Source organism: Caulobacter sp. FWC26, from assembly GCF_002742645.2.
GTDB lineage: Bacteria > Pseudomonadota > Alphaproteobacteria > Caulobacterales > Caulobacteraceae > Caulobacter.
Window position 1 is genome coordinate 3,423,080 of sequence record NZ_CP033875.1, and the last position, 23,867, is coordinate 3,446,946.

At 68.3% G+C, this 23,867-nt stretch carries 18 protein-coding genes and 3 pseudogenes; 3 read left to right on the forward strand and 18 right to left on the reverse strand.

What is annotated here, in order from left to right; all coding sequences use genetic code 11:
* Nucleotides 1–235: 235 nt before the first annotated feature.
* The 6 genes and pseudogenes from ggt to CSW63_RS17915 all read right to left on the reverse strand — a co-directional run bounded on the left by ggt (nt 236) and on the right by CSW63_RS17915 (nt 8,961).
* Nucleotides 236–2,097: pseudogene (ggt, locus tag CSW63_RS17895) on the reverse strand (gamma-glutamyltransferase).
* Between the two features lie 30 nt (nt 2,098–2,127).
* The gene (locus CSW63_RS17900; RefSeq protein ID WP_062094360.1) at nt 2,128–5,409 is read right to left on the reverse strand and encodes a TonB-dependent receptor domain-containing protein; all 3,282 of its coding nucleotides are present in this window, start codon (nt 5,407–5,409) and stop codon (nt 2,128–2,130) included.
* Nucleotides 5,410–5,501: 92 nt separating this feature from the next.
* Nucleotides 5,502–5,581, reverse strand: a pseudogene (locus CSW63_RS24205) (hypothetical protein); the annotation flags it as partial.
* 88 nt (nt 5,582–5,669) lie between these two features.
* Nucleotides 5,670–6,665 (reverse strand): FecR domain-containing protein, encoded by a 996-nt coding sequence (locus CSW63_RS17905; protein ID WP_062094362.1) that lies wholly within the window; start codon nt 6,663–6,665, stop codon nt 5,670–5,672.
* Nucleotides 6,629–7,222 carry an RNA polymerase sigma factor gene (locus CSW63_RS17910; protein ID WP_168193687.1) on the reverse strand — a complete coding sequence of 198 codons (594 nt, stop codon included), beginning with the start codon at nt 7,220–7,222 and terminating at the stop codon, nt 6,629–6,631. The genes CSW63_RS17905 and CSW63_RS17910 overlap by 37 nt, the downstream gene beginning before the upstream one ends.
* 86 nt (nt 7,223–7,308) lie before the next feature.
* Nucleotides 7,309–8,961, reverse strand: a complete 1,653-nt coding sequence (locus CSW63_RS17915) for an MFS transporter (RefSeq protein WP_062094365.1) — start codon at nt 8,959–8,961, stop codon at nt 7,309–7,311.
* 199 nt (nt 8,962–9,160) lie between these two features.
* On the opposite strand from CSW63_RS17915, the gene CSW63_RS17920 reads away from it, so the two are divergent.
* Complete coding sequence (locus CSW63_RS17920) at nt 9,161–9,778, forward strand: peptidylprolyl isomerase (RefSeq protein WP_062094368.1); 618 nt, start codon at nt 9,161–9,163, stop codon at nt 9,776–9,778.
* 12 nt (nt 9,779–9,790) lie between these two features.
* On the opposite strand, the gene uczS is transcribed toward CSW63_RS17920, so the two are convergent.
* A complete protein-coding gene (gene uczS, locus CSW63_RS17925) occupies nt 9,791–11,197 on the reverse strand; it encodes a two-component system sensor histidine kinase UczS (protein ID WP_062094369.1) in 1,407 nt (468 codons plus the stop codon).
* A 99-nt stretch (nt 11,198–11,296) separates the two neighbouring features.
* On the opposite strand from uczS, the pseudogene CSW63_RS24210 reads away from it, so the two are divergent.
* Nucleotides 11,297–11,386: pseudogene (locus CSW63_RS24210) on the forward strand (sulfoxide reductase heme-binding subunit YedZ); the annotation flags it as partial.
* An 8-nt stretch (nt 11,387–11,394) separates the two neighbouring features.
* Here the strand turns inward: CSW63_RS24210 and uczR are convergent.
* The 6 genes from uczR to ccmI form a co-directional block, all read right to left on the reverse strand.
* Nucleotides 11,395–12,066 (reverse strand): two-component system response regulator UczR, encoded by a 672-nt coding sequence (uczR, locus tag CSW63_RS17930; protein ID WP_062094370.1) that lies wholly within the window; start codon nt 12,064–12,066, stop codon nt 11,395–11,397.
* 187 nt (nt 12,067–12,253) lie between these two features.
* The gene (locus tag CSW63_RS17935) at nt 12,254–13,840 is read right to left on the reverse strand and encodes a Do family serine endopeptidase (protein WP_062094371.1); all 1,587 of its coding nucleotides are present in this window, start codon (nt 13,838–13,840) and stop codon (nt 12,254–12,256) included.
* Between the two features lie 179 nt (nt 13,841–14,019).
* On the reverse strand, nt 14,020–14,472 hold the full coding sequence (locus tag CSW63_RS17940) for a cytochrome c-type biogenesis protein (RefSeq protein WP_062094372.1): 453 nt from the start codon (nt 14,470–14,472) through the stop codon (nt 14,020–14,022).
* Nucleotides 14,469–16,451 carry a heme lyase CcmF/NrfE family subunit gene (locus CSW63_RS17945; protein ID WP_062094373.1) on the reverse strand — a complete coding sequence of 661 codons (1,983 nt, stop codon included), beginning with the start codon at nt 16,449–16,451 and terminating at the stop codon, nt 14,469–14,471. Before CSW63_RS17945 ends, CSW63_RS17940 begins: the two co-directional genes overlap by 4 nt.
* Nucleotides 16,448–16,936: a cytochrome c maturation protein CcmE gene (gene ccmE / locus CSW63_RS17950; protein WP_062094374.1), complete on the reverse strand. Its 489-nt coding sequence runs from the start codon at nt 16,934–16,936 to the stop codon at nt 16,448–16,450. The genes CSW63_RS17945 and ccmE overlap by 4 nt, the downstream gene beginning before the upstream one ends.
* The gene (ccmI, locus tag CSW63_RS17955; RefSeq protein ID WP_062094375.1) at nt 16,933–18,042 is read right to left on the reverse strand and encodes a c-type cytochrome biogenesis protein CcmI; all 1,110 of its coding nucleotides are present in this window, start codon (nt 18,040–18,042) and stop codon (nt 16,933–16,935) included. The genes ccmE and ccmI overlap by 4 nt, the downstream gene beginning before the upstream one ends.
* Nucleotides 18,043–18,141: 99 nt before the next feature.
* On the opposite strand from ccmI, the gene CSW63_RS17960 reads away from it, so the two are divergent.
* Entirely contained in the window at nt 18,142–18,834 is a 693-nt protein-coding gene (locus CSW63_RS17960) for an alpha/beta fold hydrolase (protein WP_099503115.1), read from the forward strand.
* Here the strand turns inward: CSW63_RS17960 and CSW63_RS17965 are convergent, their stop codons facing one another.
* The 5 genes from CSW63_RS17965 to CSW63_RS17985 all read right to left on the reverse strand — a co-directional run bounded on the left by CSW63_RS17965 (nt 18,835) and on the right by CSW63_RS17985 (nt 23,830).
* A complete protein-coding gene (locus CSW63_RS17965; RefSeq protein ID WP_062094379.1) occupies nt 18,835–20,166 on the reverse strand; it encodes a hypothetical protein in 1,332 nt (443 codons plus the stop codon).
* Nucleotides 20,167–20,358: 192 nt separating this feature from the next.
* Nucleotides 20,359–21,750, reverse strand: coding sequence for a sensor histidine kinase (locus CSW63_RS17970; protein ID WP_062094381.1), 1,392 nt, complete (start codon nt 21,748–21,750; stop codon nt 20,359–20,361).
* Nucleotides 21,751–21,754: 4 nt separating this feature from the next.
* The gene (locus CSW63_RS17975) at nt 21,755–22,432 is read right to left on the reverse strand and encodes a response regulator transcription factor (protein WP_062094383.1); all 678 of its coding nucleotides are present in this window, start codon (nt 22,430–22,432) and stop codon (nt 21,755–21,757) included.
* 15 nt (nt 22,433–22,447) lie between these two features.
* On the reverse strand, nt 22,448–22,765 hold the full coding sequence (locus tag CSW63_RS17980; RefSeq protein WP_062094385.1) for a PepSY domain-containing protein: 318 nt from the start codon (nt 22,763–22,765) through the stop codon (nt 22,448–22,450).
* A gap of 126 nt (nt 22,766–22,891) precedes the next feature.
* Complete coding sequence (locus CSW63_RS17985) at nt 22,892–23,830, reverse strand: DnaJ C-terminal domain-containing protein (protein WP_062094387.1); 939 nt, start codon at nt 23,828–23,830, stop codon at nt 22,892–22,894.
* Nucleotides 23,831–23,867: the final 37 nt, after the last annotated feature.

Sequence of the window (23,867 nt, forward strand, 5' to 3'; positions counted from 1 at the left end):
GACGGTTGGAGACATCCGCGAGGCGGTTACCGCTCCGGGGGTTGGCGTGAACCGGAGCGGCCTGGAGTCGCCGGGAGCTGGACCGGCGTCGGCGACGACCAAGGCGAAGGTGCGCCCGCCCCCGCGCCCGGACATTGAGACAAATCAAACAGTCTAGAAACGAAGTCGGCGCCGGAGGGGCAGCTCCGGCGCCGACAGATCGCGTCCCCTTAGATCAAGGGGGGGAGGTAGACCCTCAGGGCGCGATCGCCTCGGCCCCCGGGCGACGCGGATCGGCGCCGCCGAGATAGAGACCCTGCTCGATCATGATCGACTGGGCCGAGCCCATGGTCTCGTCGGAGGTTATCGGATGACCCATCGCCTTCAGGATGGCGACGGTGTCGGGATTGAAGTTTGGCTCGACGCGCAGGGTGTCGCTGGCGTCCTGGAAGATGCGCGGCTGGTGGGTGGCCTCGGCCACGTTCAGCTTGAAGTCTACGACGTTGACGATGACCTGCAGCACCGTGTCGATGATGGTGCTGCCGCCCGGCGTGCCGGTGATCAGCCACGGCTTGCCGTCCTTGAAGATCATGGTCGGCATCATGGTCGAGAGCACGCGCTTGCCCGGCTGCAGGGCGTTGGGCGGGGCCGGCTTGCCGCTCTTCTGCGCGCGCCAGGCGGCCTCGTGGGCGTAGTTGTTCATCTGGTTGTTCAGCACGAAGCCCGCGCCGGCCACCATCACGCCCGAGCCGAAATCGGCCCCCAGCGTATAGGTGTTGGACACCGCGTTGCCCTCGGCGTCGGCGACCGAGAAGTGCGTCGTGTTCGGGCTTTCGAACGCCCACGGATCGCCGGCGCCCAGGTCCTTGGCGGGCGTGGCCTTGTCGGGATTGATCAGCTTGGCGCGCTGGGCGCCATAGGCCTTGGACGTGAAGCCCTGCAGCGGGACCTTCACGAAATCGGTGTCGCCCAGATACTTGTAGCGGTCGGCATAGGCCATCTTCATGGCCTCGGCCTGAAGGTGCAGGGTCTTGGCCGAGCCCAGGCCCGTGGCCTTCAGGTCGAAGCTCTCCAGGATGTTGAGCATCTCCAGCAGGGTCGCGCCGCCGGCGCTGGCGGGCGGCGAGGTCTTGACCGTCAGGCCGCGATAGCTCCCGACCAGGGGCTGACGGATCTCGGCCTTGTAGGCGGCCAGGTCCTCCAGGGTGATCAGGCCACCATGGGCCTTCATGTCGGCGGCGAAGCGCTGGGCGATCTCGCCGCGATAGAAGGCGTCGGCGCCCTTGTCGGCGATCTGGCGCAGCGACCAGGCCAGCTCGGGCTGCTTGAGGACCTCGCCGGCGCGATAGAGCTCGCCGCCGGGCTTGTAGAAGGTCTGCTTGCCGGCCTCGCTCTCGGACAGGCGCTGCTTGCCCCAGCTGAAGACAAAGGCTTCGTCGGGCGACAGGGCCACGCCGTCGGCGGCCAGGCGATAGGCCGGCTCGACCACCTGCTTCCAGGCCAGGCGACCATATTTCTGATGCGCCAGGTAGAGGCCCGCGACCGTGCCCGGAACGGTGGGCGCGCGATAGCCGCGCGAGGCCACGTCGTCCATTTCCTTGCCATTCTCGTCGACGAAGGTCTCGAGCTTGGCGGCCTTGGGCGCGACGCCGCGATAGTCGATGAAGATCGTCTCGCCCGTCTTAGCCAGGTGGACCATCATGAAGCCGTCGCCGCCGATATTGCCGGCGCGCGGCAGGGTCACGGCCAGGGCGAAGGCGGTGGCGACGGCGGCGTCCACGGCGTTGCCGCCCTGACGCAGGATGTCGGCGCCGACCTTGGTGGCGATGGCGTTCTGGCTGACCACCATGCCCCGCTCGCCCACCACCGGCGAGTGGATGCTGGGATACTCCAGCAGCTGCTTCTTCTGGGCCAGCGCCTCGGACGAGACGATGGGCGAAAGCGCCAGGGCGAAGGCGGCTAGGCCGGTGGAAATAAGGCGGAAAGGCTTCACGACGCCCTCGTTGGATAAACGCGTATCTTCAATCCGACCTTCCCGGCGAATGCCGGGACCCAGATCATAAGGCTGTGCTTGAGCCGTACTGGACCCTCGGAGCCCTACAATCTGGGCCCCGGCATTCGCCGGGGAGATCGGACTGGTGGAGCAAACTAGAACCGCTTGGAGAGGTTCATGTACCAGTAGCGCCCCGTCGCGTTGTGCAGCGCGCCCGAGTAGCCGAAGTTCGAGGCCGACAGCGGCGGGTCCTTGTCGAAGGCGTTGCGCACGCCCACGCGGACCGTGGAGCCGTCGAACATGCCGTCCTTGAACGCGTACTGGCCGTAGAAGCTGACGGTCGTCCATTCCTTGATCGGGAAGTACTGGCCGTTCACCTGCGCCGGGCCGGTGTCATAGACCTCGCCGACATAGTTCACGAACGCGCCCGCGCCCCAGCCGTCCTTGCGCCAGGAGACGCTGGCCGTGCCGCGGAACTCGGGGAAGCCGTCGAACTGGATCTGGTTGCCGGCGCTGGCGATCGTGATGCCCGGCAGCTTGCCGGCCGCGACCGCCTGCAGAAGGATGCTCTCCGTCTGGCCAGGAGCCTGGTCATACTTCAGGAGCTTGGCGACATTGATCGACAGGCCGAAGTCGCCCCAGGGGGTGTCGTCCAGGTCGTAGTCCAGGCTGAAGTCGGCGCCCTGCACCATGCGCGGCTGCAGGTTCGAGTAGGTGTCGCTGATGTAGGCGATGTTGCCGACCGTGGCCGTGCCCACCGGCGCGTCGCGCACGACGTTCGGGTTGGACGAGCCGCTCTGGCGCAGCAACCAGTCGTAGGCGATCTGGTTATAGCCGCCCAGGATACCCACGATGTTCTTCTCGCGGATCGACCAGAAGTCGCTGGTCAGGGTCAGCTTGCCATATTGGCGCGGAATGAAGGTGGGCTGATAGACGAAGCCGATCGTGGCGTTGTCGGCCTCTTCCGGCTTCAGGTTCTTGTTGCCGCTGCGCACTTCGATCGTGCTGGCGCTGGGGCAGGTGGTGACGGTCGGCGTGTTGATCCGGCAGGCCGCGAAGTCGGTGCGGGTGTTCGAGACCGTCGTGCCGTCGCTGTAGAACTGCGGCAGGTTCGGGGCGCGGAAGCTCTGCGAGACCGAACCGCGGATCGCGAAGCCCTGGCCGACCTTCCAGTAGATCGCGCCCTTGGGCTTCAGCACGTTGCCAAAGTCCGAATACTCTTCGTCGCGCGCGGCGATCTGCAGGCTGATCTCCTCGACGAACGGGATGTTCATCTCGGGCGAAACGATCGGCACGGCCAGTTCGAAGAAGGCCGAGGCGACCGACCGGTGCGCGTTGACGTCCGGCGCGCCCGAGGCGCCCATGACGTCCGTGCCGTAGGTCACGCCGGTGACGCTGTTGGTGTACTTGATCGTGCCGTCCAGGCGCTTGTCGCGGTCGTCCTTGTACGTCTCGCGACGCCACTCGACGCCCGCCGCGATCCCGACATCGCCGCCCGGCAGGGTGAAGAGGTCCTTCTTGGAGATCTTGAAGTCGGCCAGGGTCAGCGAGGTCTCGCTGATGCGATAGACGTTGATCAGGAACGAGTTGATCGTCGCGCGATCGTTGGGCGTGCCATCGCCCAGCGAGTAGTTGGGCTGGCTGCCGCCGTTGAACGGATTGTACGCCGTCGCATCCGTGCGGTTCAGGGCCGCCTGGAACGCGGTGTTGCTGATCGCGTCGTGCGTCATGTCCTTGGTGCGGGCCTTGGAATACAGCAGCGCCGAATCCCACTTCCAGCCCTTCCAGCCGCCCTTCAGCCCGCCCAGCAGGCGGTAGCTGTCGTCCGTCACCGTATAGGTGCGCGGGCCGGTGTCGACCGGGCGATAGGTGGTGATGTTCATGGCGAGGCCGGTGGTCGGCACGCCGGTCAGATTGGCCAGACGGTTGGGGCTGGTCGTCGGACCGAAGGGGTTCCAGTAGGCGTTCGCGGCGATGCTAATCGGCGCGGTGCTGAGCGGCGCCGACTGTTCGCGGCTGCCGGTGAACAGGGCGTGGTAGTAGCCCACTTCGCCATAGCCGGTGATGTCGCCGAAGTCGTGCTCGACCGTCGAGAACAGGTTGGTGCGCTCGACGCCGCCCTTCAGGGTGCGATCGGGGTTTTCGTCATAGCGCAGAACGCGGCTGTTGGCGCCGGTGATCGTGCCCGAGCGGATGCAGAGGTTGCCGGTCAGCACGGTGCTGGAGCAGCCAGCGGCGGTGTTGGCGGTCGGCTCGATGTGGAACACGCCCGAGGTCGTCAGCGTCGCCGTGCCTTGGCGGACCGTGGTGGTCGCCGGGATGAGGGTGAACGAACCCCAGGGGCTGGAGGTCGAGCGGCTGTCGAAGGTGGTGTTGTCCACCCACGGCGTGTTGGCCACCTGCGCCCGGTGATCCTCGCTGGCCGAATAGTCGCGCTCCGACGCCATCAGACGGCTGCGGCCGGTGTAGTTGCCGAAGAAGGTCAGGCGCGTGCCGTCTGCCAGACGGGTGCCGGCCTTCACGTTGAACGAGCCTTCGCGGTAGCTGGTGCCTTCCGAGCCGCCGTACTGGGCTTCCATCTTCAGGCCACGGAACTTGGTGTCGAGGACCGTGTTGACCACGCCGGCCACCGCGTCGGCCCCGTAGATGGCCGCAGCGCCGTCGCGCAGCACTTCCACCCGCTTGATACCCGCCACGGGGAAGGCGTTGGTATTGACGGTCTGAACCGGAACCAGGTTTTCGGTCTGAGTGCCCGGCGCCAGCACGGCGCGACGACCGTTCAGCAGGGCCAGGGTATTGCCAGTGCCGAGGCTGCGCAGGTTCAGCGAGGCCACGTCGCCGCGCGCGTCGTTCAGGTTGCCGGTGGTGCGGGCTTCCTGGAACTGGACGTCGCCAGCTTGCGGGATCGAGCGGAACAGTTCGTCGCCCGAAACAGCGCCCGTGGCGATGATCTCTTTCTCGCCGACCACCGTGACCGGCAGGGCCTCGGTCGTGCGGGCGCCTTCGATCTGCGAGCCGACGACCACGACCGCTTCGACGACCTGGGCCTCTTCACTGGTCGCGCCGGCCCCCGCGCGCGAGGACTGGGGGGATTGGGACTGGGCGCCTTCGGCCGGCGCCTGGCGCAGCGTGATGGTCTTGCCGTCGTCCGACTGGACGACCAGTCCGGCGGCCTTCGCCAGACGCGCCAAGGCGTCGGCGTCGGCGACGTCGCCGGTCACCGCCGGGGTGCGCTTGCCCGAGGCGGCCTCGAACGGGAACAGAACCTGCTTGCCCGACTGCTTGGCGAAGGCTTGCAACGCGGTCACCGCATCGCCGGCCGGAATGTTGAACGTGTGCCGCGCCTCTTGCGCGAGCGCCGGGCCGGCCAGCACCAGGACGGCGGCCGACGCCATCAGGAAGCCGCGAACCGCGCGGCGACGGGTGTTGATGGTCATTTTCTTGTTTACCCCTCGAAGCGCCCTCCATCCCCATGGAGGACCGCCTTTGAAGGATCGACGCACGCGTGTCGGGTTTCCGCCAGTGGCGAAGGGACTTTTTTAGCCTCAATTCCAAGTGTCATCCCGGCCGGACCCCGGCGAAAGCCGGGGGTAGAGCCGGGACCCAGGGGCGGCGCGCGAGGCGTTCTGTCACTCCCTGGTTCCCGGATAGCCTCTTCGAGGCTTCCGGGATGACACCCAGTTGTGATGGAAGCTATCTATCCCTTGCGCCACAACCGGATGTCGCCGTCGTCATCCTCGGACGCCTGCACCGGGAACGTGCTGGTGACCGCGTCGACAAAGCTGCGCGGCTCGGTGGTCTGGAAGTAGCCAGCCAGACGCAGGCCATTGATAGACGGATCGACGATGCGCACCTGCTGCCTGTTGTAGCGATTGAACTCGGCCACGGCCTGTTCCAGCGACTGGCCGTTTAGCGCGATCGCGCCCTGGCGCCAGGCCAGGACGCGGTCGATCTCGCCTTCGGAGATGGCGCGAGCTCGGCTTCCGGCGGCGGTGTAGACCGCTGCGACGCCGGCCTTCAGGCGCATCTCGTCCTTGGGCTGGGCGGGTTCGGGGTCAAGCGCGACGGCGCCCTTCTTGACCGTCACGGTCGCCCCGTCGGCGCGCAGACGCACCGCCAGCTCCGAAACGCCGTCGGCCCGCATCACCGCGTCTTCGGCGCGCACCACGAAGGGACGGGAGTCGCTGGCCGCCTCGAACACCGCCTCGCCGCGCACCAGGCGCACCTCACGCACGCCGCGCCGGTAGCGGACCACCACCTTGCTGTCGGTGTTCAGTTCGATTCGGCTGTTGTCGCTGAGCACGACGACCCGACGCTCGCCGATCGCGGTGGCGTAGGCCGTGCCGCCGCCGAAGGTGGTGACCCCCGCCACAGAGAGGGCCAGCACTGCCGCCGCGGCCATGCCGCGCGCCCAGACCGACCGGCTCAGACGCGGCAGAACCGGGCGGCGCTCGGCCGCCAGCAGGTCCCGGTCAGGCCGCTCGGCCGCCGGACGCATGGCGCGCAGGCGCTCCAGCCGCGCCCAGGCGGCGGCTTCGCGTTCAAAGGCGGCTTCGTGTTCGTGGCTTTCGTCGCGCCAGGCCTCGAAGGCGGCGCGGTCGGCGGCGGAACACGAAGCGTCATCAAGCCGAACCACCCAGAGGGCGGCCGCCTGCCTCACCGCTTCGCGTCGTGATCCCGTCTCGCGCTCCATGAGCGTCCTTCGTCGACCTTACTCTTACGCCCGATACGACGTCCCAACTTGTCGGAACAGTACCGAAGACCCTTCACCAGATGCTTCTCGACAGTAGAGACGGACAAGCCGAGCCTAACCGCTATCTCGTCGGGCGAGAGGCTGTAAACTTTTCTCAACGTGAAGACGCGACGGCACTGCGTGGGCAACTCCGCGATGGCGTCCGCCAGCAGCCGCAGCTCTTCGCGTGATTCGATGACGGCATGAGGGCTGGGCGCCTCGTCCAACGGCTCGATCCGGTCGAAGTCGGCGACGGCGGTGATGGTCAGCACCTTGCGCCGGCGCAGCGCGTCCAGGGCGCAATTGCGAAGGACGCGGTTGGCGAACGCGCCCGGATTTCCGATCTCGCGCCAGGTCTTGCAGGCGATCGCGCGCGCGAAGGCCTCGTGCACCAGATCCTCCGGATCGGTCTGACCATCGCGGCAGAACCGCCGCGCATAGGCCAGAAGATCTGCCTCCAGCGGCAGGATCTCACGCCGAAACCAGGCGCGCCTGTCGTCGTCTTCTTGAGCCATCAACGCTCCCCTCGAGCTTCAGCGAAGCCGAAAGGGCGCCCGAACGCAACCCGGCGATGACCCATCGCCGGGCGCGGAGCGAATTTTGCCTAGTCTTCGATCGGGTTGTGGCGCGTATCCTTCAGGAAGAAGCCACCGACCACCGCCGTGATCCCGGCGATGATGACCGGGTACCAGAGGCCCGAATAGATATCGCCGGTCGCCGCCACGATCGCGAAGGCCGTGGTGGGCAGGAACCCACCGAACCAGCCGTTGCCGATGTGGTAGGGCAGCGACATCGCCGTATAGCGGATCCGGGTCGGGAACAGCTCGACCAGCATCGCCGCGATCGGGCCGTAGACCATGGTCACATAGATCACCAGCAGCGCCAGAAGGCCGATCACCGCCGGCTTGTTCACGAGCGCCGGATCGGCCTTGGCCGGATAGCCGGCCGCCTTAAGCTGGTCGCCAAGGTCGGCCTCCCAGGCCTTGCGGGCGTCGGCGAAGGCCTTGCCGCTTGCGCCCTTGGCGTCGAGCCCGTCCAGCGTCACGCCCCCGACCTGAACCGTGGTCGGCGTTCCGACCGGCGCGGCCTGGACGCTGTAGCTGACGCCGGCCTTGGCCAGATAGGCCTTGGCCACGTCGCAGGGGGTGTTGAACTTGGCCTTGCCGATCAGGTCGAACTGGAAGGCGCAGGTGGCCGGGTCGGCGGTGACCACCAGGGGCGCGGTCGCCTCGGCCTTGGCCAGCACGGGGTTGGCGTAGGTGGTGATCGCCTTGAAGATCGGGAAATAGGTCAGCGCCGCCAGCAGGCAGCCCAGGACGATGATCGGCTTGCGTCCGATCTTGTCCGACAGCCAGCCGCAGATGACGAAGAACGGCGTGCCGATCAGCAGCGCCACGGCCACCAGCGTGTTGGCCAGCGCCCCGTCCAGCTTCAGCGTCTTTTCCAGGAAGAACAGGGCGTAGAACTGGCCGGTGTACCAGACCACCGCCTGGCCCATGGTCAAGCCCACCAGCGCCAGCAGCACGATCTTCAGGTTGGGCCAGTTGCCGAAGGCCTCGGCCAGCGGCTTCTTGCTGCCCTTGCCCTCGGCGATCATGCGCTCGAAGGTCGGGCTCTCGTGCAGCTTCAGGCGAATCCACAGCGACACGCCCAAGAGCAGCAGCGAGACCAGGAACGGAATGCGCCAGCCCCAGGCCTTGAACGCCTCTTCGCCCAACTGGATGCGGGCGGCCAGGATCACCGCCAGCGACAGGAACAGACCGATCGTCGCCGTCGTCTGGATCCAGCTGGTATAGAAGCCGCGCTTACCGGCCGGAGCGTGCTCGGCCACATAGGTCGCCGCGCCGCCGTACTCGCCGCCCAGGGCCAGGCCCTGAACGAGGCGCATCAGCACCAGGGCGATCGGCGCGGCCACGCCGATTTGGGCGTAGGACGGCAGAAGGCCGACGACGAAGGTCGAGACCCCCATCAAGAGCATGGTGATCAGGAAGGTGTTCTTGCGGCCCCACAGGTCGCCCAACCGGCCGAAGATCAGCGCGCCCAGCGGCCGGATCGCAAAACCGGCGGCGAAGGCCAGCAGGGCCAGGATGAAGCCTGTGGTCTCGTTGACGCCTGAGAAGAAATGGCTGGTGATGATCGGCGCCAGCGAGCCGTAAAGATAGAAATCGTACCACTCGAACACGGTGCCGAGCGACGACGCCCCCACGACCATCGTGTCGCGCCCCTTGCCCGGAGCGGCCTGGCTTTCAGCCCCCATGCGCCTTCCCTTCCCTCATCACCGCCGCATGTGATCTGCGGTCGTCCCCAACACCGGGACCCTAGCTCAGCGAACAGCAGTCTTGCGATGGAGAATTATGGTAGCGGTCACTTTTTTCTGCGCCGCCCTTCCCCCGTGATGGGGAGCGAGACAAATTTCCTCCCTCGTGCGATCACCCGTCGACACCAAGGGAGCCGCCATGACCGCTTCGAAGATCGTCCGCCGCGCCCTGATCGGCGCCCTGGCCGCCGCGCCGCTTCTGGTCGGGGCCGCCTCCCCCGCCCTCGCCGCCGGCAAGCCGCGCGTGGCGATCCAGACCGACAAGGGGACCATCGTCGTCGAGCTGGAGGACAAGAAGGCTCCCATCACCTCGGAGAACTTCCTGCGCTATGTCGACAAGCATCGCTTCGACGGCGGGCAGTTCTTCCGCGCCAACCGGGCCAAGGGCGCGCCCGGCCAGGGCTCGATCCAGGGCCAGCCCAAGCCCTATTCGCGCCGCGCGCCGCCGATCGCTCACGAGAGCACGCTGAAGACCGGCCTCAAGCACAAGGCCGGCGCCATCTCGATGGGCCGCGACGCCCCCGGCAGCGCCACCGCCGACTTCTTCATCTGCGCCAGCCCCCAGCCCTATCTCGACGCCAAGCCCGGCAAAAGCGACGCCGCCCAAGGCTACGCCGTGTTCGGCTATGTCGTCGAAGGCATGGACGTCGTGAAGAAGATCCTCAGCGGTCGCACGGACGGCCCGACCAACGTGCCGTCGATGAAGGGCCAGATCCTGAACCCGCCGGTGAAGATCATCAGCATGAAGCGGATCTAGATCGTTCCGTAACTACTCGACGCGCGGCAATACCAGCGCCACGCGCAGGCCGGGGCCCGAGCCGTTGTACTCGCCGGGACCTTCCGACAGCTCCAGACGACCGCCGTGCGAGGCGGCCACGGCGCTGACGAGCGACAGGCCCAGGCCCGCGCCGGGTTCGCTGCGGCTGTTCTCCAGGCGCACGAAGCGCTGCACCACGCGGGCTCGGTCGGCTTCCGGCACGCCCGGCCCGGTGTCGGTGACCGAGAACTCCAGCTCGCCCGACGAGGTCCGGCGCGCGCGCAGCATGATGGCCCCGCCCTCGGGCGTGTACTTGATGGCGTTGTCCAGGATGTTGGCCAGGGCCTGGGCCAGGAATTCGCGATTGCCCTTGATGGTCAGGGCGGGCGTGATCTCGGCCTTGAAGTCCAGGCCCTTGTCCTCGCACGAGAGCTCGTAGAGCTCGGCCATGTCGCCAGCCAGCTCCGAGGCGTCGAACTGCCGCTGGTCCGGCGCCGAACCGGCGGCCTGCAGACGGGCGATGGCCAGCACGGCGTTGAAGGTCTTCAACACCCCGTCGGCGTCCTGCAGCGCCGTCTCCAGGGCTGCGACCGGGTCGCCCTTGCCGTTTTCGGCGTCGATCAGGGCCACCTCCATGCGGGCGCGCAGGCGGGTCAGCGGCGAGCGCAGATCGTGGGCGATGGCGTCGCCGGCATGGCGCAGGCCGCCCATCAGGCGCTCGATCCGGTCGAGCATGTCGTTCAGGCCCTCGGCCAGCTCGTCATACTCGTCGCGTGTTCCCCGCACCCGGGCGCGGGCGTGCAGATCGCCGCCGCGCACCGCGTTGACCACGTCCACCAGCCCCTGCATCGAGCGGCTGACATTGCGGCTGATCAGCACCCCGCCGGCCATGCCCAGCAGGATGACCAGCGCCCCCGCGCCCCACAGCGCCCGCACGATCTTGCGGACGTAGGCCTCCGAAGCGTCGACATCGGCGCCGACGAACAGGATCTCGCCGTTTTCCAGGCGCTGCTGCACGCCACGCGCGGCAGCCTTGACCTCGGCGCCGTCCAGATCAGTCTCGGTGACCTTGAAGCTGGCCCATTCCGGCCCGTCGCCGGTGAAGCCCGAGATCGGCGACTCTTCGATCGAGCCGGAAATCCGCTTGCCGGTCTTGTCGGCCAGGAAATAGAGGAACGGCCGCTCGCCGGCGGCCCGCTCGACGATGGTCTGGTTCAGCGCGTCGACGCCGCCCTGGCGATAGGCGGCCTCCAGGCTCTCGAACTCGCGGCTGATCTCGGCCTGGGCGCGGCGGTTCACCTCGCCGGCCGTGGCCACATAGATATAGCCCAGGAAGGCGCTGGCGGCCGCCGCGAACAGGGCCAGGAACAGCAGGGTCAGCCGGAACGGCGTGGTGCGGAGAAGGCGCGGCAGACGCATGGTTTGGTAGGCGCTAAGGCCCCCTCGAATCCGACCTCATTGGAGTTCGGAGCATTGAATTCCCGACCTTCCCGGCGACACGTCAGTGCGGCGAAGCCAATGCCGGGACCCAGATTCAGCCTGAGCGACGATCCAGTCCGGCGCCGCTTGGCCCTTCGATCTGGGCCCCGGCATTCGCCGGGGAGGTCGGATGAAGGTTACGGATCCAGCCGGTAGCCGGCGCCGCGCACCGTCTGCAACATGGCCCGGTCAAAGCCCTTGTCGATCTTGCTGCGCAGGCGCGAGATGTGAACGTCGATGACGTTGGTCTGCGGGTCGAAGTGGTATTCCCAGACCTTTTCCAGCAGCATGGTGCGGGTCACCGACTGGCCGGCGTGGCGCATCATGAACTCCAGCAGCTGGAACTCGCGCGGCTGCAGATCGATCTCCTTGCCCTGGCGATGGACCGTCCGGTTGATCAGGTTCATCTCAAGCTCGCCGACCTTCAGGGTCGTTGCCACCGCGCCGGTCTCGCGGCGGCGAGACAGGGCCTCGACGCGGGCCATCAGCTCGGGGAAGGCGTAGGGCTTGACCAGATAGTCGTCGGCGCCGGCCTTCAGGCCGACCACGCGGTCATTGACCTCGCCCAGGGCCGACAGGAACAGGACCGGCGTCTGGTCGCCCTCGCGACGCAGGGTCTCGACCACGGTGACGCCGTCCATCTTGGGCATCATCCGGTCGACGACCAGCACGTCGTAGCCGCCCTTCTGGGCCTCGGCCAGGCCGGCCTCGCCGTCCGGCGCGTGCTCAACGTCGTAGCCGGCCTCCTTCAGCCCGTGCGCCATGGCGCCGGCGGCTTCCAGGTCGTCCTCGATAATCAGAATACGCATCGTATAGCCCCTCAGGCGCCAGACACGGTGGTGGAACCTTGGACGTTCCCCCGATTCCGCGCATCACGCGATAGTCGTCAGGGTTGATAGCGTTTTCGACGACCGCCGTAACTTAAACCTTGGACAGATACGAAAAAGCCCCGCCCAGGGGGTCCTGGACGGGGCGATTGGTTCGAGAGCGGATCGCTTACGGCGCGATCTTCAGCGGCACGAAGACCGAGCGGTTCTGGCGAACCACCTTGGCCAGAACGCTGGTGCGGCCGGCCTTTCGGGCGGTCTCGACCGCACTCGCCACGTCGGCCGCGCTGGCGACCGCCGCGCCGTTGATGCTGGCCAGCACATCGCCCTTGGCCAGGCCCTTCTCGCCCGCGTCGCTGTCGCCCTTCACGCCGGTGATCAGCAGGCCCTTGATCTCGGGATCGATCTTGTAGGTCTGACGCGCGGCCGCATCGATCTGCGACAGGGTCAGGCCCAGCGCGTCGACCTTCTGGCTGGCGGGCTTATCCGGCGTCGCCGAGTCGCTGTTCTGGTCCTGATCGTCGCCGTTCACGGCCAGGCTGCTTTCCGACGGACGCGTGCCCGACTTGATCTCCACCACACGCGGCTTGCGGTCGCGGATGATCGAGATCTTGATCGTCTCGCCCGGACGCGCCTTCGAGACTTCACGAGTCAGTTCGCTGCTGTCGGCGATCTTGACGCCGTTGACGGCCACCAGGATGTCGTCCGGCAGCAGGCCGGCCTTGGCGGCGGGGCCGCCCGGCACGACGTCGGAGACGATCGCGCCCTTGACGTCGGGCAAGCCGAGCGCCTCGCCCATCTCGCTGCTGAAGGCCAGGATGCTGACGCCGATATAGCCGCGAACGACCTTGCCGTTGGCGATCAGCTGCTTGGCCACGCCCTCGGCGACCTCGGCCGGGATAGCGAAGCCGATGCCGACCGAACCACCCGACGGCGAGTAGATGGCGCTGTTGACGCCGATCACCCGACCATAGATGTCGAAGCTGGGACCGCCCGAGTTGCCGCGATTGATCGGCGCGTCGATCTGGATGTAGGGCACGAAGGACGAGGTGTTGTCCTGCAGGTTGCGGTCATAGGCCGAAATGATGCCGGCCGTGGCCGTACCGCCCAGACCGAACGGGTTGCCGATGGTGATGACCCAGTCGCCGACGCGCGGCTTGGCCTGGTTCTCGAAGTTCACATAGGTGAAGTCCTTACCCTTGGCCTTCGGGTCGACCACCTTGATCACGGCCAGATCGGTGCTTTCGTCGCGGCCGACCAGCGTCGCCTTCAGCTCTCGACCGTCCTTCAACACCACTTGGATGTCGTCGGCGTCGGCCACGACGTGGTTGTTCGTGACGATGTAGCCATCAGCCGAGATGAAGAAGCCCGAGCCGGCCGATTGCTGCTTCGGCGTCGCCGGCGTGTCGCCGTCCTCGTCCTGCTGGTCCTGGCCCGGCTGTCCCGGACGGCGCTGACCACGCGGCACGATGTCGAACCCTTCCAGGCCCGGAATGCGCAGCGACGGCGCCTTGGCCTTCGAGGTCACATTGATCTGGACGACGGCGGGCGAGACCTTCTCGAAGATGTCAGCGAACGACATCGGCGCGCCCGGCGGCGGCGCGAAGGTCGGCGCGCTGGCCACGGACGCGCGGGTCACCGGGGCCTGGGCGGCGTCGGCCGTCCCCATCCGCATGCCCATTCCGGCCAGGGCCGCACAAGCGACGCCCGCGCCCGCGACGGCGCCCACAATGAAACCCGACTTCCTAGCGGTCATTCTCGTCTTTCCTCACCCACGTCCCACGGACGCGGTCCCTTAACGTCACCCGCGCGCCCGGCGCGCGGCCCCGATCTCTTTGAGAACCTAGTCGCGGCATTGAAAGGTGCAATGGTTCTCGCACTATCTTTCCGTCATCCGGAAGGCGCTTCTTGCGGCGCTATTTCGGCGCAATCGTGTCAATCGCCTTCGAGCAGACGCCGAACACGCTCTTCCTCGTCCTGTGAAAGCGCCGGTTCGGGCGTCTCGCGGCGACGCAGGAGGCCCGCCATCAGAACACCACCCACCAGCAGGACCCCCACGGGCGCCAGCCAGAGCACCGCATTTCCTCCAGAGAAACGGGGCTTTAGCAGAACGAACTCGCCGTAGCGCTCGACCAGAAAGTCGCGGATTTGCGCATCGCTGCGGCCGGCCTTGACCTGCTCGCGGACAATTCGCCGCAGGTCGCCAGCCAGTTGGGCCTCGGAGTCGTCGATCGACTCGTTCTGGCAGACCAGGCAACGCACTTCCTTGAAAAGCGTCCGCGCGCGCGCTTCCTGCGCTTGGTCGGGCAAACGCTCTGACGGGTCCGACGCGCCGGCCGTCAGCGCAACCGCCGCCGCCGCGATCAAAAGCGCGCGCACCCGCCTCACGACGTCGCCTCCCCGGTCCGCCGGCCCACGCCCAGGCGCACCCGGCGGTCCGACAGCGAGACGATCCCGCCGATCGCCATCAGCAGCGGCCCCAGGAAGATCAGTCGCACCCAGGGGTTCACATAGGCGCGCACCAGCCAGGCCGGCTTGCCGCCCTCGCCCGCGCGGCGCTCGCCCATCACGACATAGATGTCGTCCAGGCCCTTGGCGCAGATCGCCACCTCGGATGTGGTCTGCGCGCCGGTCGGATAGAAGCGGCGCTCGGGCGCGGCGCGGCAGACCTCTGCGCCCGACTTGTCGGTGACCTTCACGATCCCGCGTTCGGCCAGGAAGTTTGGCCCCTCGACCGTGACCACGTCGGCCAGGGTCACGGTGTAGGCGCCCAACGGCTGGCTGCCATTGAGGCTGAGGGCCTGGGCCGCCTCGACCCGCCAGGCGGTCTCGAACGACGCGCCCAGCACGAAAACGCCCAGACCGGCATGGGCCAGGGTCGTGCCCCAGGCGCCGCGCGGCAGGCCCCGGGCGCGGCGGAGACTTTCGGCGACCGGGGCGCGGAACAGCTTCAGGCGCTCGCCCATCTCCAGCAGCGCGCCACCGATCAGCCAGAAGCCGACAACCAGGCCGCCGCTGGCCAGGGCCTTGCGCGGCTGGACCATGGCGTAGGCGATCAGGCCCAGCAGAGCCGCCAGGGCCAGGACGATCCACAGCTTGCGCGCCACGCCCTTGGCGTCGCCGCGCTTCCAGGCCAGCAGCGGCCCGGCCGGCAGCACGGCGAAGGCCAGGATCATCAGCGGCGTGAAGGTCAGGTTGAAGAACGGCGCGCCCACCGACACCGCCTCGCCGTCCATCGCCTCGCGGATCAGCGGATAGAGCGTGCCGAGCAGCACCACCGCCGTCGCCGTCGACAGCAGGATATTGTTGAGGACGATCGCGCTTTCGCGGCTGATGGGGCGGAACTGGCCGCCGCGGTTCAGGCTGGGCGCGCGGATGCCGAACAGCAGGAAGCCCGCGCCGGCCGCCACGCCCATCATGATCAGCAGCAGGACGCCGCGCGTCGGATCGACGGCGAAGGCGTGGACGCTGGTCAGCACGCCCGAGCGGACCAGGAACGCGCCCAGCATCGAGAAGGTGTAGGCCGCCAGGGCCAGGAACGCCGTCCAGCCCGGCAAAGCGCCGCGCCGTTCGGTGACGATGGCCGAATGCAGCAGGGCCGCGCCGATCAGCCAGGGCATGAAGCTGGCGTTCTCGACGGGGTCCCAGAACCACCAGCCGCCCCAGCCGAGCTCGTAATACGCCCAGAAGGCGCCCAGCGTGATGCCGACAGTCAGCATGCTCCAGGCCGCCAGGGTCCAGGGCCGCACCCAGCGCGCCCAGGCCGCGTCGATCCGGCCCTCGATCAGCGCGGCCAGCGACAGCGAATAGACGACCGAGAAACCGACATAGCCCGCGTAGAGGAACGGCGGATGGAAGGCCAGGGCCGGGTCCTGCAGCAGCGGGTTCAGCGAACGCCCCTCGATCGGCGCGTCCAGCAGGCGCGCCAGCGGATTCGAGGCGAAGACCGTATAGGCCAGGAACAGCACGCCCAACGCGCCCTGCACCGCGATGGCGTAGGCGCGCAGGCGCGGCGGCAGGCTGTCGCCGAAGAAGGCCATCGCCGCGCCGTAGCCGGTCAGCACCAGGCACCACAGCAGCATCGAGCCCTCGTGGCTGCCCCAGGCGCCGGCCACCTTGTAGAGCATCGGCTTGTCGGTGTGCGAGTTGGCGGCGACGTTGGCGACCGAGAAGTCCGAGGTCACGAAGGCGTAGATCAGCGCCGCGAAGGCGACCAGCACCGCCAGGAAGGTCGCCAGCGCCGCGCCGCGTCCCGCGCCCGCCAGCACCGGCGAACGCCGCGCGCCGCCGACGGCCGACAGCCCCGTCTGCGCGACCGACAGCAGCAGCGAGAGGATCAGCGCGAAGGCGCCAAGTTCGACGATCATGGCGCGGGCTTCCCATAGGCCGGCGCACCGGCGCCCTCGCCGCGCCACTCGCCCTGCTTCTTCAGCGCCTTGGCCACGTCGCGCGGCATATAGCGCTCGTCGTGCTTGGCCAGCACCTGCTTGGCGACGAAGACGCCCTGGTCATTGAAGCTGCCCTCGGCGACGATGCCCTGCCCCTCGCGGAACAGGTCGGGCAGGTCGCCGTGATAAACGACCTTGGCGGTAGCCTTCTGGTCGGCGACGACGAACTCGACATTGCCGTCCGGGTGCTTGACCACGCTGCCGTGCTGCACGAGGCCGCCCAGTTGCACCTTGCGGCCGGCGGAGACCTTGGCCTCTTGGGCTTGGGCGGGCGTGTAGAACAGCGAGATGCTGTCGCGCAGGCCATAGAGCGCCAGGCCGACCGCCAGGGCCAGCACCGGCGCGATGGCCAGCAGGATGGTCAGGCGTCGGCGCGCCTTACGGGATTGGGGCCAGAAGCTCATGGGGTCGTCGTCTTGGCTTGAGCCGGGGTGTCGGCGGCCTGGCGAAGGGCCGACATGACCTTGGGCTGGTCCTTGAAGAGGGCCGTGGCCGTGGCCAGGGCCGCATCGCGCTTGGCCGTCTCGCCCAGCACCGCATAGGCGCGCACCAGGCGCACCCAGCCGTCGGGGTCATCGGGCGACTGCTTCAGGCGCTGAGCCAGGCCATCGACCATGCCCGCGATCATGCCCTGAACCTGCGGATTGGCCTCGGCGGCGGGCTCAGCACCCGGCAGCTTGCCCGACGCCTGCACCAGGGCGATCTCGGCGGCGAGCGACTCGCGGCCAGGCGCGTTCGGCGCCAGACCGGCCAGCAAACCGCGCCAGTCCGCCAGGCCGCCGACGACATCGCCCTCGGCGATCCGGGCGCGCGCCAGGTAGTAGCGGGCCCGGACATCGGCCGGATCGGCCTTCAGCGCCTCGCCGAAGGCCAGCTTGGCGTCCGGACCGATCTGGCCCTTGGCCTCGATCACGAAGGTCTCGCCCAGCAGGCTCCAGATGTCCGCGCGCTTGGGGGCGATGCGAACCGCCTTGCGCAAAGCCTGCTCGGCCCCGGCCATGTCGCCTGCGGCGGCGCGAGCCTTGGCCATGAACACCAGCGGCTCGGGATCGTTGGGACGCTCGGCGGCGACGCCCTCCAGCACGGCGGCGATCTTGCCCGGGTCGAGCGTCGCCGGATCGGCGGCGCGCCACGCGGCGACGCGCTGGGCGAAGGGTTGGTCGGGCAGACCGGGACGGCCGATCATGATGTAGAGGCCGGCTGCGGCGGCGCAGGCCACACCGACGGCGGCGACGGCGACCTTGCGCGGTCCGGCGCCGTCACGGCGCCAGGTTTCCGACTGCTCGGCGGCGGCCAGCAGGCTGCGCCCCGCCTCGGCGCGGGCGGCCTTCAGCTCATCTTCGGCCAGCAAGCCATCCTGGGCCAGGCGCTCGACCTCGGCCAGGCGGCGACGATGCGGCTCCAGCCGGGTCTCGGCGTCGTCGACGGGCCGGGCGCGCGCGGCCTCGCGCAACACCAGTCCAGCCGTCACGACCGACAAGCCCGCCGCGGCGATCCAGAAAGCGATCATGGTCGCGTGTTAGCTTGTTCCGGCTGTCGCCGTTAGAGGAAAAAGCGCTTAAGGACGCCTCGCCCCCGTCATTCTGGGGCGCCCGCCGACGGAGGTCTCATGACGCCGACCCTGCTGGTCCCTGGCCTGCTGTGCTCCGAGGAAATCTTCGGACCGCAGCTCCCCGTGCTGTGGCCGCGTGGCCCGGTCATGATCGCCAACACCCTTCACGGCGACACCCTGGCCCAGATGGCCGCCCAGATTCTCGCGACCGCGCCGCCGACCTTCGCCCTGGCCGGCGTTTCGATGGGCGGTTACCTGGCTTTCGAGATCCTTCGCCAGGCCCCGCAGCGGGTGTCACGGCTGGCGCTGATCTGCACCTCGGCCAGGCCCGACACCCCCGAACAAAGCGCCGGGCGACGCAAGATGGTCGCCCAAGCGCGCGCCGTGGGCTTCGAGCGGTTCTGCGCCCTGGGCGCGGACGCCCTGACCCACCCCAGCCGGAAGGGCGATCCCGAGTTGAATGCGATCAGTGCACGGATGGGTCTGGCTGTGGGGATGGAGGGTTTCGCCCGCCAGACCGAGGCGGTGATCGCCCGTCCCGACAGCCGCGCTCTGCTGTCGGCGATCGACGTGCCGACCGCCATCATCGTCGGCGAGTCCGATCCGCTCACGCCGGCGGCCTTGTCAGAAGAGATGGCGGGTCTGATCCCACAGGCGCGCCTCACGATCGCGAAGGATTGCGGGCACGTCGTCACCCTGGAGCGTCCTGCGGAGGTCAATGCGGCGCTAGCGGCTTGGCTGGACGGTTAGCTATGCCGCGATCGCGGCTGCGGCGCGGCGGCGGACGATCTCGGCGGTCTTTTCGTCGCGGGTGTAGGCGATGAAGCCCGCCGCCACGTCGAGATACTTGATCGCCAGGGCGGAGTCGCCGCCCTCGCCCGTTCGGGCCACGTGCAGGACGTCCTCGATATAGGGATCCAGACGCGTGTTCAGCTTTTCCAGGACCTTGGCGCGCGAGCTGCCATAGCCGGCCTTGTCGGCGCAGGCGCGCAGCTCGGCCACGAAGATCAGGGCCGACTGGGCGCGCTGGATCAGGTCGGGATCGGGCTCATCAACTAGCTTGGCGACGCCCCGGGCGCCCTTCTTGGCCATCATTGAGATCGGCCGGGTCGGAAGGGCCTTTTCCAACTCCTTGTCGGCCTGATCCATCCGGTGCTCGCAGGCCTTGGCCACCGCCTGCTTCTGGCGAGCCAGCCGTTTACCCCACGGACCGTCCTTGGCGATCTCGACAGACTGCTGGATCTCGGCCATCTGTAGCTGGGCCTTTTGCGCGGCCAGGGCGGCCTCGCGTCCAGCCTTTTCGCCGCCGGCGAAACTGAACGTCTCGATCAGCGCGATCGCGTCATCGATCTGACCCAGCAGGCGCTCGCCGAACTGCGCCACCTCGGAGCTCGCCAGGTAACGGTCGGTCGGCCGATCCATCACGGCGGAGATCACGCGCATGATCCGCCAGTCGTCAGGCAGGTGCGCCGACAGGATGTCTAGCAACAGCGGGCCCGCGTCTTCGCTGATCCGGCAGGCGTCGCGATAGGTCAGACGCGCGGCGGCGGCGCGCTCCTCGGACATCCGGCTGACCCACTCGGCCAGCTTGGGTAGGCAGCTTCGCGTCAGGGCCGAAAGCTGCAGGCAAAGCGCCAGTTGTTCCGGATCGCAGAGTGAGCGAACGCCATCGAAGGCCGCGTTCTCCGGATCGCGCAGGCCAGCCGCAGCCAGCCGGCACAGCTCATCGAACACCTCGGGGACGCCGTTCTCGAGATCCCACGGGTTGCAGCGGGCGGCCGCCTCTTCCATCCGGCCAGGCGCCTCCGACTTCAGCGCCCGCCAAAGACGCGGCAGCACGGGCGAGGGAAAGGCGATCTGCCCCGGCGCGCGCGTCGCGCATAGCGGCACGATCGGGGCCAGGATGGTGTTGCGAACATAACGATCGGCTGTCTCGTCCTCGACGAGACCGCGCACCGAGGCCAGCGCGCTCTGCGATCCGACGCTCGACAGCGCCAGTTCGAGGCTGCGCAACGCCGCATCAGGCGCGGTTTCCACCAGCGTCTGGATGATCTGCAGTTTATGCGCGGCGATGGCGGCCATGATCCCCCGTGCCGGAGCGAGTCTTCCGACAAGCAACCATGTTCGAAACGAGGTTAAGGATTTCCGAAACGTAACAAGAATCTTGCGGTCCGGCGCTCCGCCTATACCCAAAAAGCGTGTTCAGCCTGCGGCTTAGCTTATGAATACCGCGTTATCCGAAATGTTGCGCGACGGTTGGTCGCGCACGCCTGGTCAGGACACCGCGCGCGGCAGATCAAGCGTCACACGCAATCCGCCCAGCGGCGCTTCGCCCAGCTGGACCGAGCCGCCATAGGCCCGCGCCAGTTCGTCGACGATGGAAAGTCCCAGGCCCGAGCCGGGCGCGTTCTCGTCCAGCCTTTGTCCGCGTTTGAGCGCCTGGGCGCGCTCCTCCGGCGGCAGGCCCGGGCCATCGTCGTCGACGGTCAGGCTCATTCGCGCCTCGCCCACCGGGACGGCGTCCACGCGGATCTTGCCCCGGCACCACTTGCCGGCGTTTTCCATCACGTTGCCGGCCAGCTCCATCAGGTCCTGCTTCTCGCCCTGGAAACACAGGTCCTCAGGGCAGCGCCAGTCGATCTCGACGCCGGCGCCGTTCGCCTTGTCCTGGAAGATGCGTTCCAGGGTCACGGCCAGCTCATCCAGGATCGGCTCAACCGGGGTTCGTTCGCCGCTGGTCTGCGAGCGGGCGGCGGCGCGGGCGCGGCGCAGGTGGTGATCGACCTGCTCGCGCATGGTCTGGGCCTGACGAGTCACCACCTCGGCCAGCTGCCCCGGCTGCTGACTGGCTTCGGTCAGCATCACCGACAGCGGAGTCTTCAGGGCGTGAGCCAGGTTGCCGACGTGGGTGCGCTGACGCTCGACCACTTCCTGGTTGTGCGCCAGGAGGGCGTTCAGCTCGGCGGCCAGGGGCTCGAGCTCCTCGGGATAGCGGCCGTCCACGCGCTCGGCCTTGCCGCGGCGGACATGGGCGACCTCGCGGCGCAGCTGAAACAGCGGCTGCAGGCCAAACCGCACCTGCACCACCACCGCCAGGATCAGGCCGCCGCTCAGGATCAGCAGGGCGAAGGCGGTGATCCCCGCGAAGCGATCGGCGTCGGCGTCGATCGGCGAGCGGTCCTCGGCGGCCAGGAACACCACCGGATCGGGATAGCCGGGCAGCCGAGCCTGCACCGCAGCCGCCCGCAGCGGCTTATCCTGCGGCCCGCGCATGTCGAAGTACTGGGTCTTGCCCGGCGCCGCATCCAGCTGATCGATCTGGGCCGAGGACAGCATCAGGTCGCTGTCGAACAGTGAGCGCGAGCGCTCGATCGCCTTCATCGACCCGTCGGGTCGCTTGTCGAGGATCACCCAGTAGCGGCCGGAATAGGCGCGCGTGGCGCGGATATCGGTCAGGAACGGCGCGCGCAGCTGGCCATTGTCGACGCTTGACCCCGCGTAGAGGTCGTCGGTCAGCACCGCCAGCGACTGGTCGAAGCGTCGGATGGCCGCGTCGCGGAACTGGGCGGTCAGGAACACGCCTGCGATCAGCACGACCAGCAGGGTCCAGATCCCGGCGATCAGGACCAGACGACGGACCAGCGAACGGCGACGCAGGTCCAGCAAAGGACTAGGCAGTTTCTTCGCCCGGCAGCGCCGCCAGGCGATAGCCCAGGCCGCGCACGGTCTCGATCCGGTCGGCGCCCAGCTTCTTGCGCAGGCGGCCGATGAACACCTCGATGGTGTTGGAGTCGCGGTCGAAGTCCTGGTCGTACAGGTGCTCCACCAGCTCGGTGCGACCGATCACCCGCCCCTGGTGCATCATCATGTAATGCAGCAGGCGGTATTCCAGCGAGGTCAGGCGCAGCGGCTCGCCATTGACGCTGGCGCGGGCCGCGCGCGGGTCCAGGCGCAGGGCCCCGCACGACAGCGACGGCGCGGCGTGGCCAGCCGAGCGGCGCAGGAGCGCCCGAAGACGGGCCAGCAGCTCCTCGGTGTGGAACGGCTTGGCAAGGTAGTCGTCGGCGCCCGCGTCGAAGCCGGCGACCTTGTCGCTCCAGGCGCCGCGCGCGGTCAGGATCAGCACCGGCGTCGTGACATTGCCGCGCCGCCAGCGCTCCAGCACCGACACGCCATCCACCTTGGGCAGGCCCAAGTCCAGGATCACCGCGTCGTAGGGCTCGTTCTCGCCCAGATACTGGGCTTCCTCGCCGTCGGGCGCGTGGTCGACGGCGTAGCCGGCGTCGGCCAGGGCCAGCTTCAGCTGGCGCGTCAGGTCGGGATCGTCCTCGACGAGCAGGATGCGCATGACGTGAAGTCCTTATTAGCCGCCGCTGAGGATCTGGCCGGTCTGGGCGTCGACGATGAAGTCGATGCGGCGACCGTCGGCCGCAGCCCAGCGAACCCGGTAGTTGCCGCCTTCGAGGCCGGCGTCCAGCACCCGTCCCGGCGTGCGGCGGCTGATCATCTCGATCACCCGCGACAGCGGCACGAGGCGTCCCGACTGCACGCCACCACGCGCCTGGTCCTGCTGCTGACGCCAGTCGGCCCCCAGCGAGTCCGGACGGCGTTGCGCGAAGGCGGCGTCCGGAAGGACGGCGGCCAGCGCGGCGGCGACGATGAGGGCGCGGATCGGTTTCATGCTCTCGGGTCTACAGGACCTCGGCTGAATGGAGGCTGAACGTCCGGGTTATGAACGGCGCGCGGCGTTCTGTCACGGCCGCACACGTCGCGAACGAACGGCGTGACGAAACGCCCCGCACAGACGCTACTTCCGTTTCGGCGTGTAGGGCTTCTGGGCGCGCCAGGCCTCGGCGAACTTTTCGAGGTCCTGGTCGACGGTCTCGGGCAGGGTGACCACCAGGCGCGCCAGGAGGTCGCCGCGCTTGCCCTTGCCGTCGGGCATGCCCCGGCCCTTCAGGCGCAGGGTCTGGCCGCTGTTGCTGCCCTTGGGCACGGCCAGCATGACATTGCCGTCAGGCGTTGGGGCTTCGACCTTGCCGCCCAGCACCGCGTCGGGGATCGAGACCGGCAGGTCCATGACCAGGGCCTCGCCTTCGCGGCGATAGATCGGGTGCGGCTTGATGGCCAGCTCGATCAGGGCGTCGCCCTGACCGCCACGCCCCGGGGAGCCCTGGCCTTTCAGGCGCAGGGTCTGGCCCTCCTGGGCGCCCGCCGGGATCGTGACGTCGATCGTGCGGCCGTCCGAGAAGGCCACGCGCTTCTTGCCGCCCTTGATGGCGTCTTCCAGGTCGATGTCGAGGCGCGCCTTGACGTCAGCGCCCTTGGCCGAGAAGCCGCCGCCCGCGCCGCCCCCGAAGGGGCCGCGTCCCGCGCCGGCCCCGCCGCCGAACATGCCACCGAACAGTTCGGACAGGTCAATCTCGGGACCTTCGCTGGAACGGTGGAAGCCGCCCTGGCCAAAGCCGCCGGCGTTGAACGGACCGTTGCCGGGCTGTCCGCCGAAGCCGCGCATCGTCTCGCGCCCGTCGGCGTCGATCTGGCCCAAGTCGAACTTCTTGCGCTTTTCGGGATCGCCGACGATGTCGAACGCGGCGCTGACCTGCTTGAAGCGCTCCTCGGCCTTCTTGTCGCCCGGATTGGTGTCCGGGTGATACTGCTTGGCGAGCTTGCGGAACGCCTTGCGGATCTCGTCCGCGGTGGCGGTGCGGGAAACGCCGAGTTCCTGATACGGGTCGCGCGCCAAGGAAGGTCCTCTGAGTTAAGCTGCGGGTTGGGTAGCC

Bases quoted from the DNA above. Each gene is read 5' to 3' on its own strand.
- CSW63_RS17920 (WP_062094368.1), top strand. From the start codon at position 9,161: ATGACCGCTTCGAAGATCGTCCGCCGCGCCCTGATCGGCGCCCTGGCC.
- CSW63_RS17945 (WP_062094373.1), bottom strand. From the start codon at position 16,451: ATGATCGTCGAACTTGGCGCCTTCGCGCTGATCCTCTCGCTGCTGCTG.
- CSW63_RS17915 (WP_062094365.1), bottom strand. From the start codon at position 8,961: ATGGGGGCTGAAAGCCAGGCCGCTCCGGGCAAGGGGCGCGACACGATG.
- CSW63_RS17935 (WP_062094371.1), bottom strand. From the start codon at position 13,840: ATGACCGCTAGGAAGTCGGGTTTCATTGTGGGCGCCGTCGCGGGCGCG.
- CSW63_RS17965 (WP_062094379.1), bottom strand. From the start codon at position 20,166: ATGGCCGCCATCGCCGCGCATAAACTGCAGATCATCCAGACGCTGGTG.
- ccmE (WP_062094374.1), bottom strand. From the start codon at position 16,936: ATGAGCTTCTGGCCCCAATCCCGTAAGGCGCGCCGACGCCTGACCATC.
- CSW63_RS17960 (WP_099503115.1), top strand. From the start codon at position 18,142: ATGACGCCGACCCTGCTGGTCCCTGGCCTGCTGTGCTCCGAGGAAATC.
- CSW63_RS17905 (WP_062094362.1), bottom strand. From the start codon at position 6,665: ATGGAGCGCGAGACGGGATCACGACGCGAAGCGGTGAGGCAGGCGGCC.
- CSW63_RS17975 (WP_062094383.1), bottom strand. From the start codon at position 22,432: ATGCGCATCCTGCTCGTCGAGGACGATCCCGACCTGACGCGCCAGCTG.
- uczR (WP_062094370.1), bottom strand. From the start codon at position 12,066: ATGCGTATTCTGATTATCGAGGACGACCTGGAAGCCGCCGGCGCCATG.
- CSW63_RS17980 (WP_062094385.1), bottom strand. From the start codon at position 22,765: ATGAAACCGATCCGCGCCCTCATCGTCGCCGCCGCGCTGGCCGCCGTC.
- uczS (WP_062094369.1), bottom strand. From the start codon at position 11,197: ATGCGTCTGCCGCGCCTTCTCCGCACCACGCCGTTCCGGCTGACCCTG.
- CSW63_RS17900 (WP_062094360.1), bottom strand. From the start codon at position 5,409: ATGACCATCAACACCCGTCGCCGCGCGGTTCGCGGCTTCCTGATGGCG.
- ccmI (WP_062094375.1), bottom strand. From the start codon at position 18,042: ATGATCGCTTTCTGGATCGCCGCGGCGGGCTTGTCGGTCGTGACGGCT.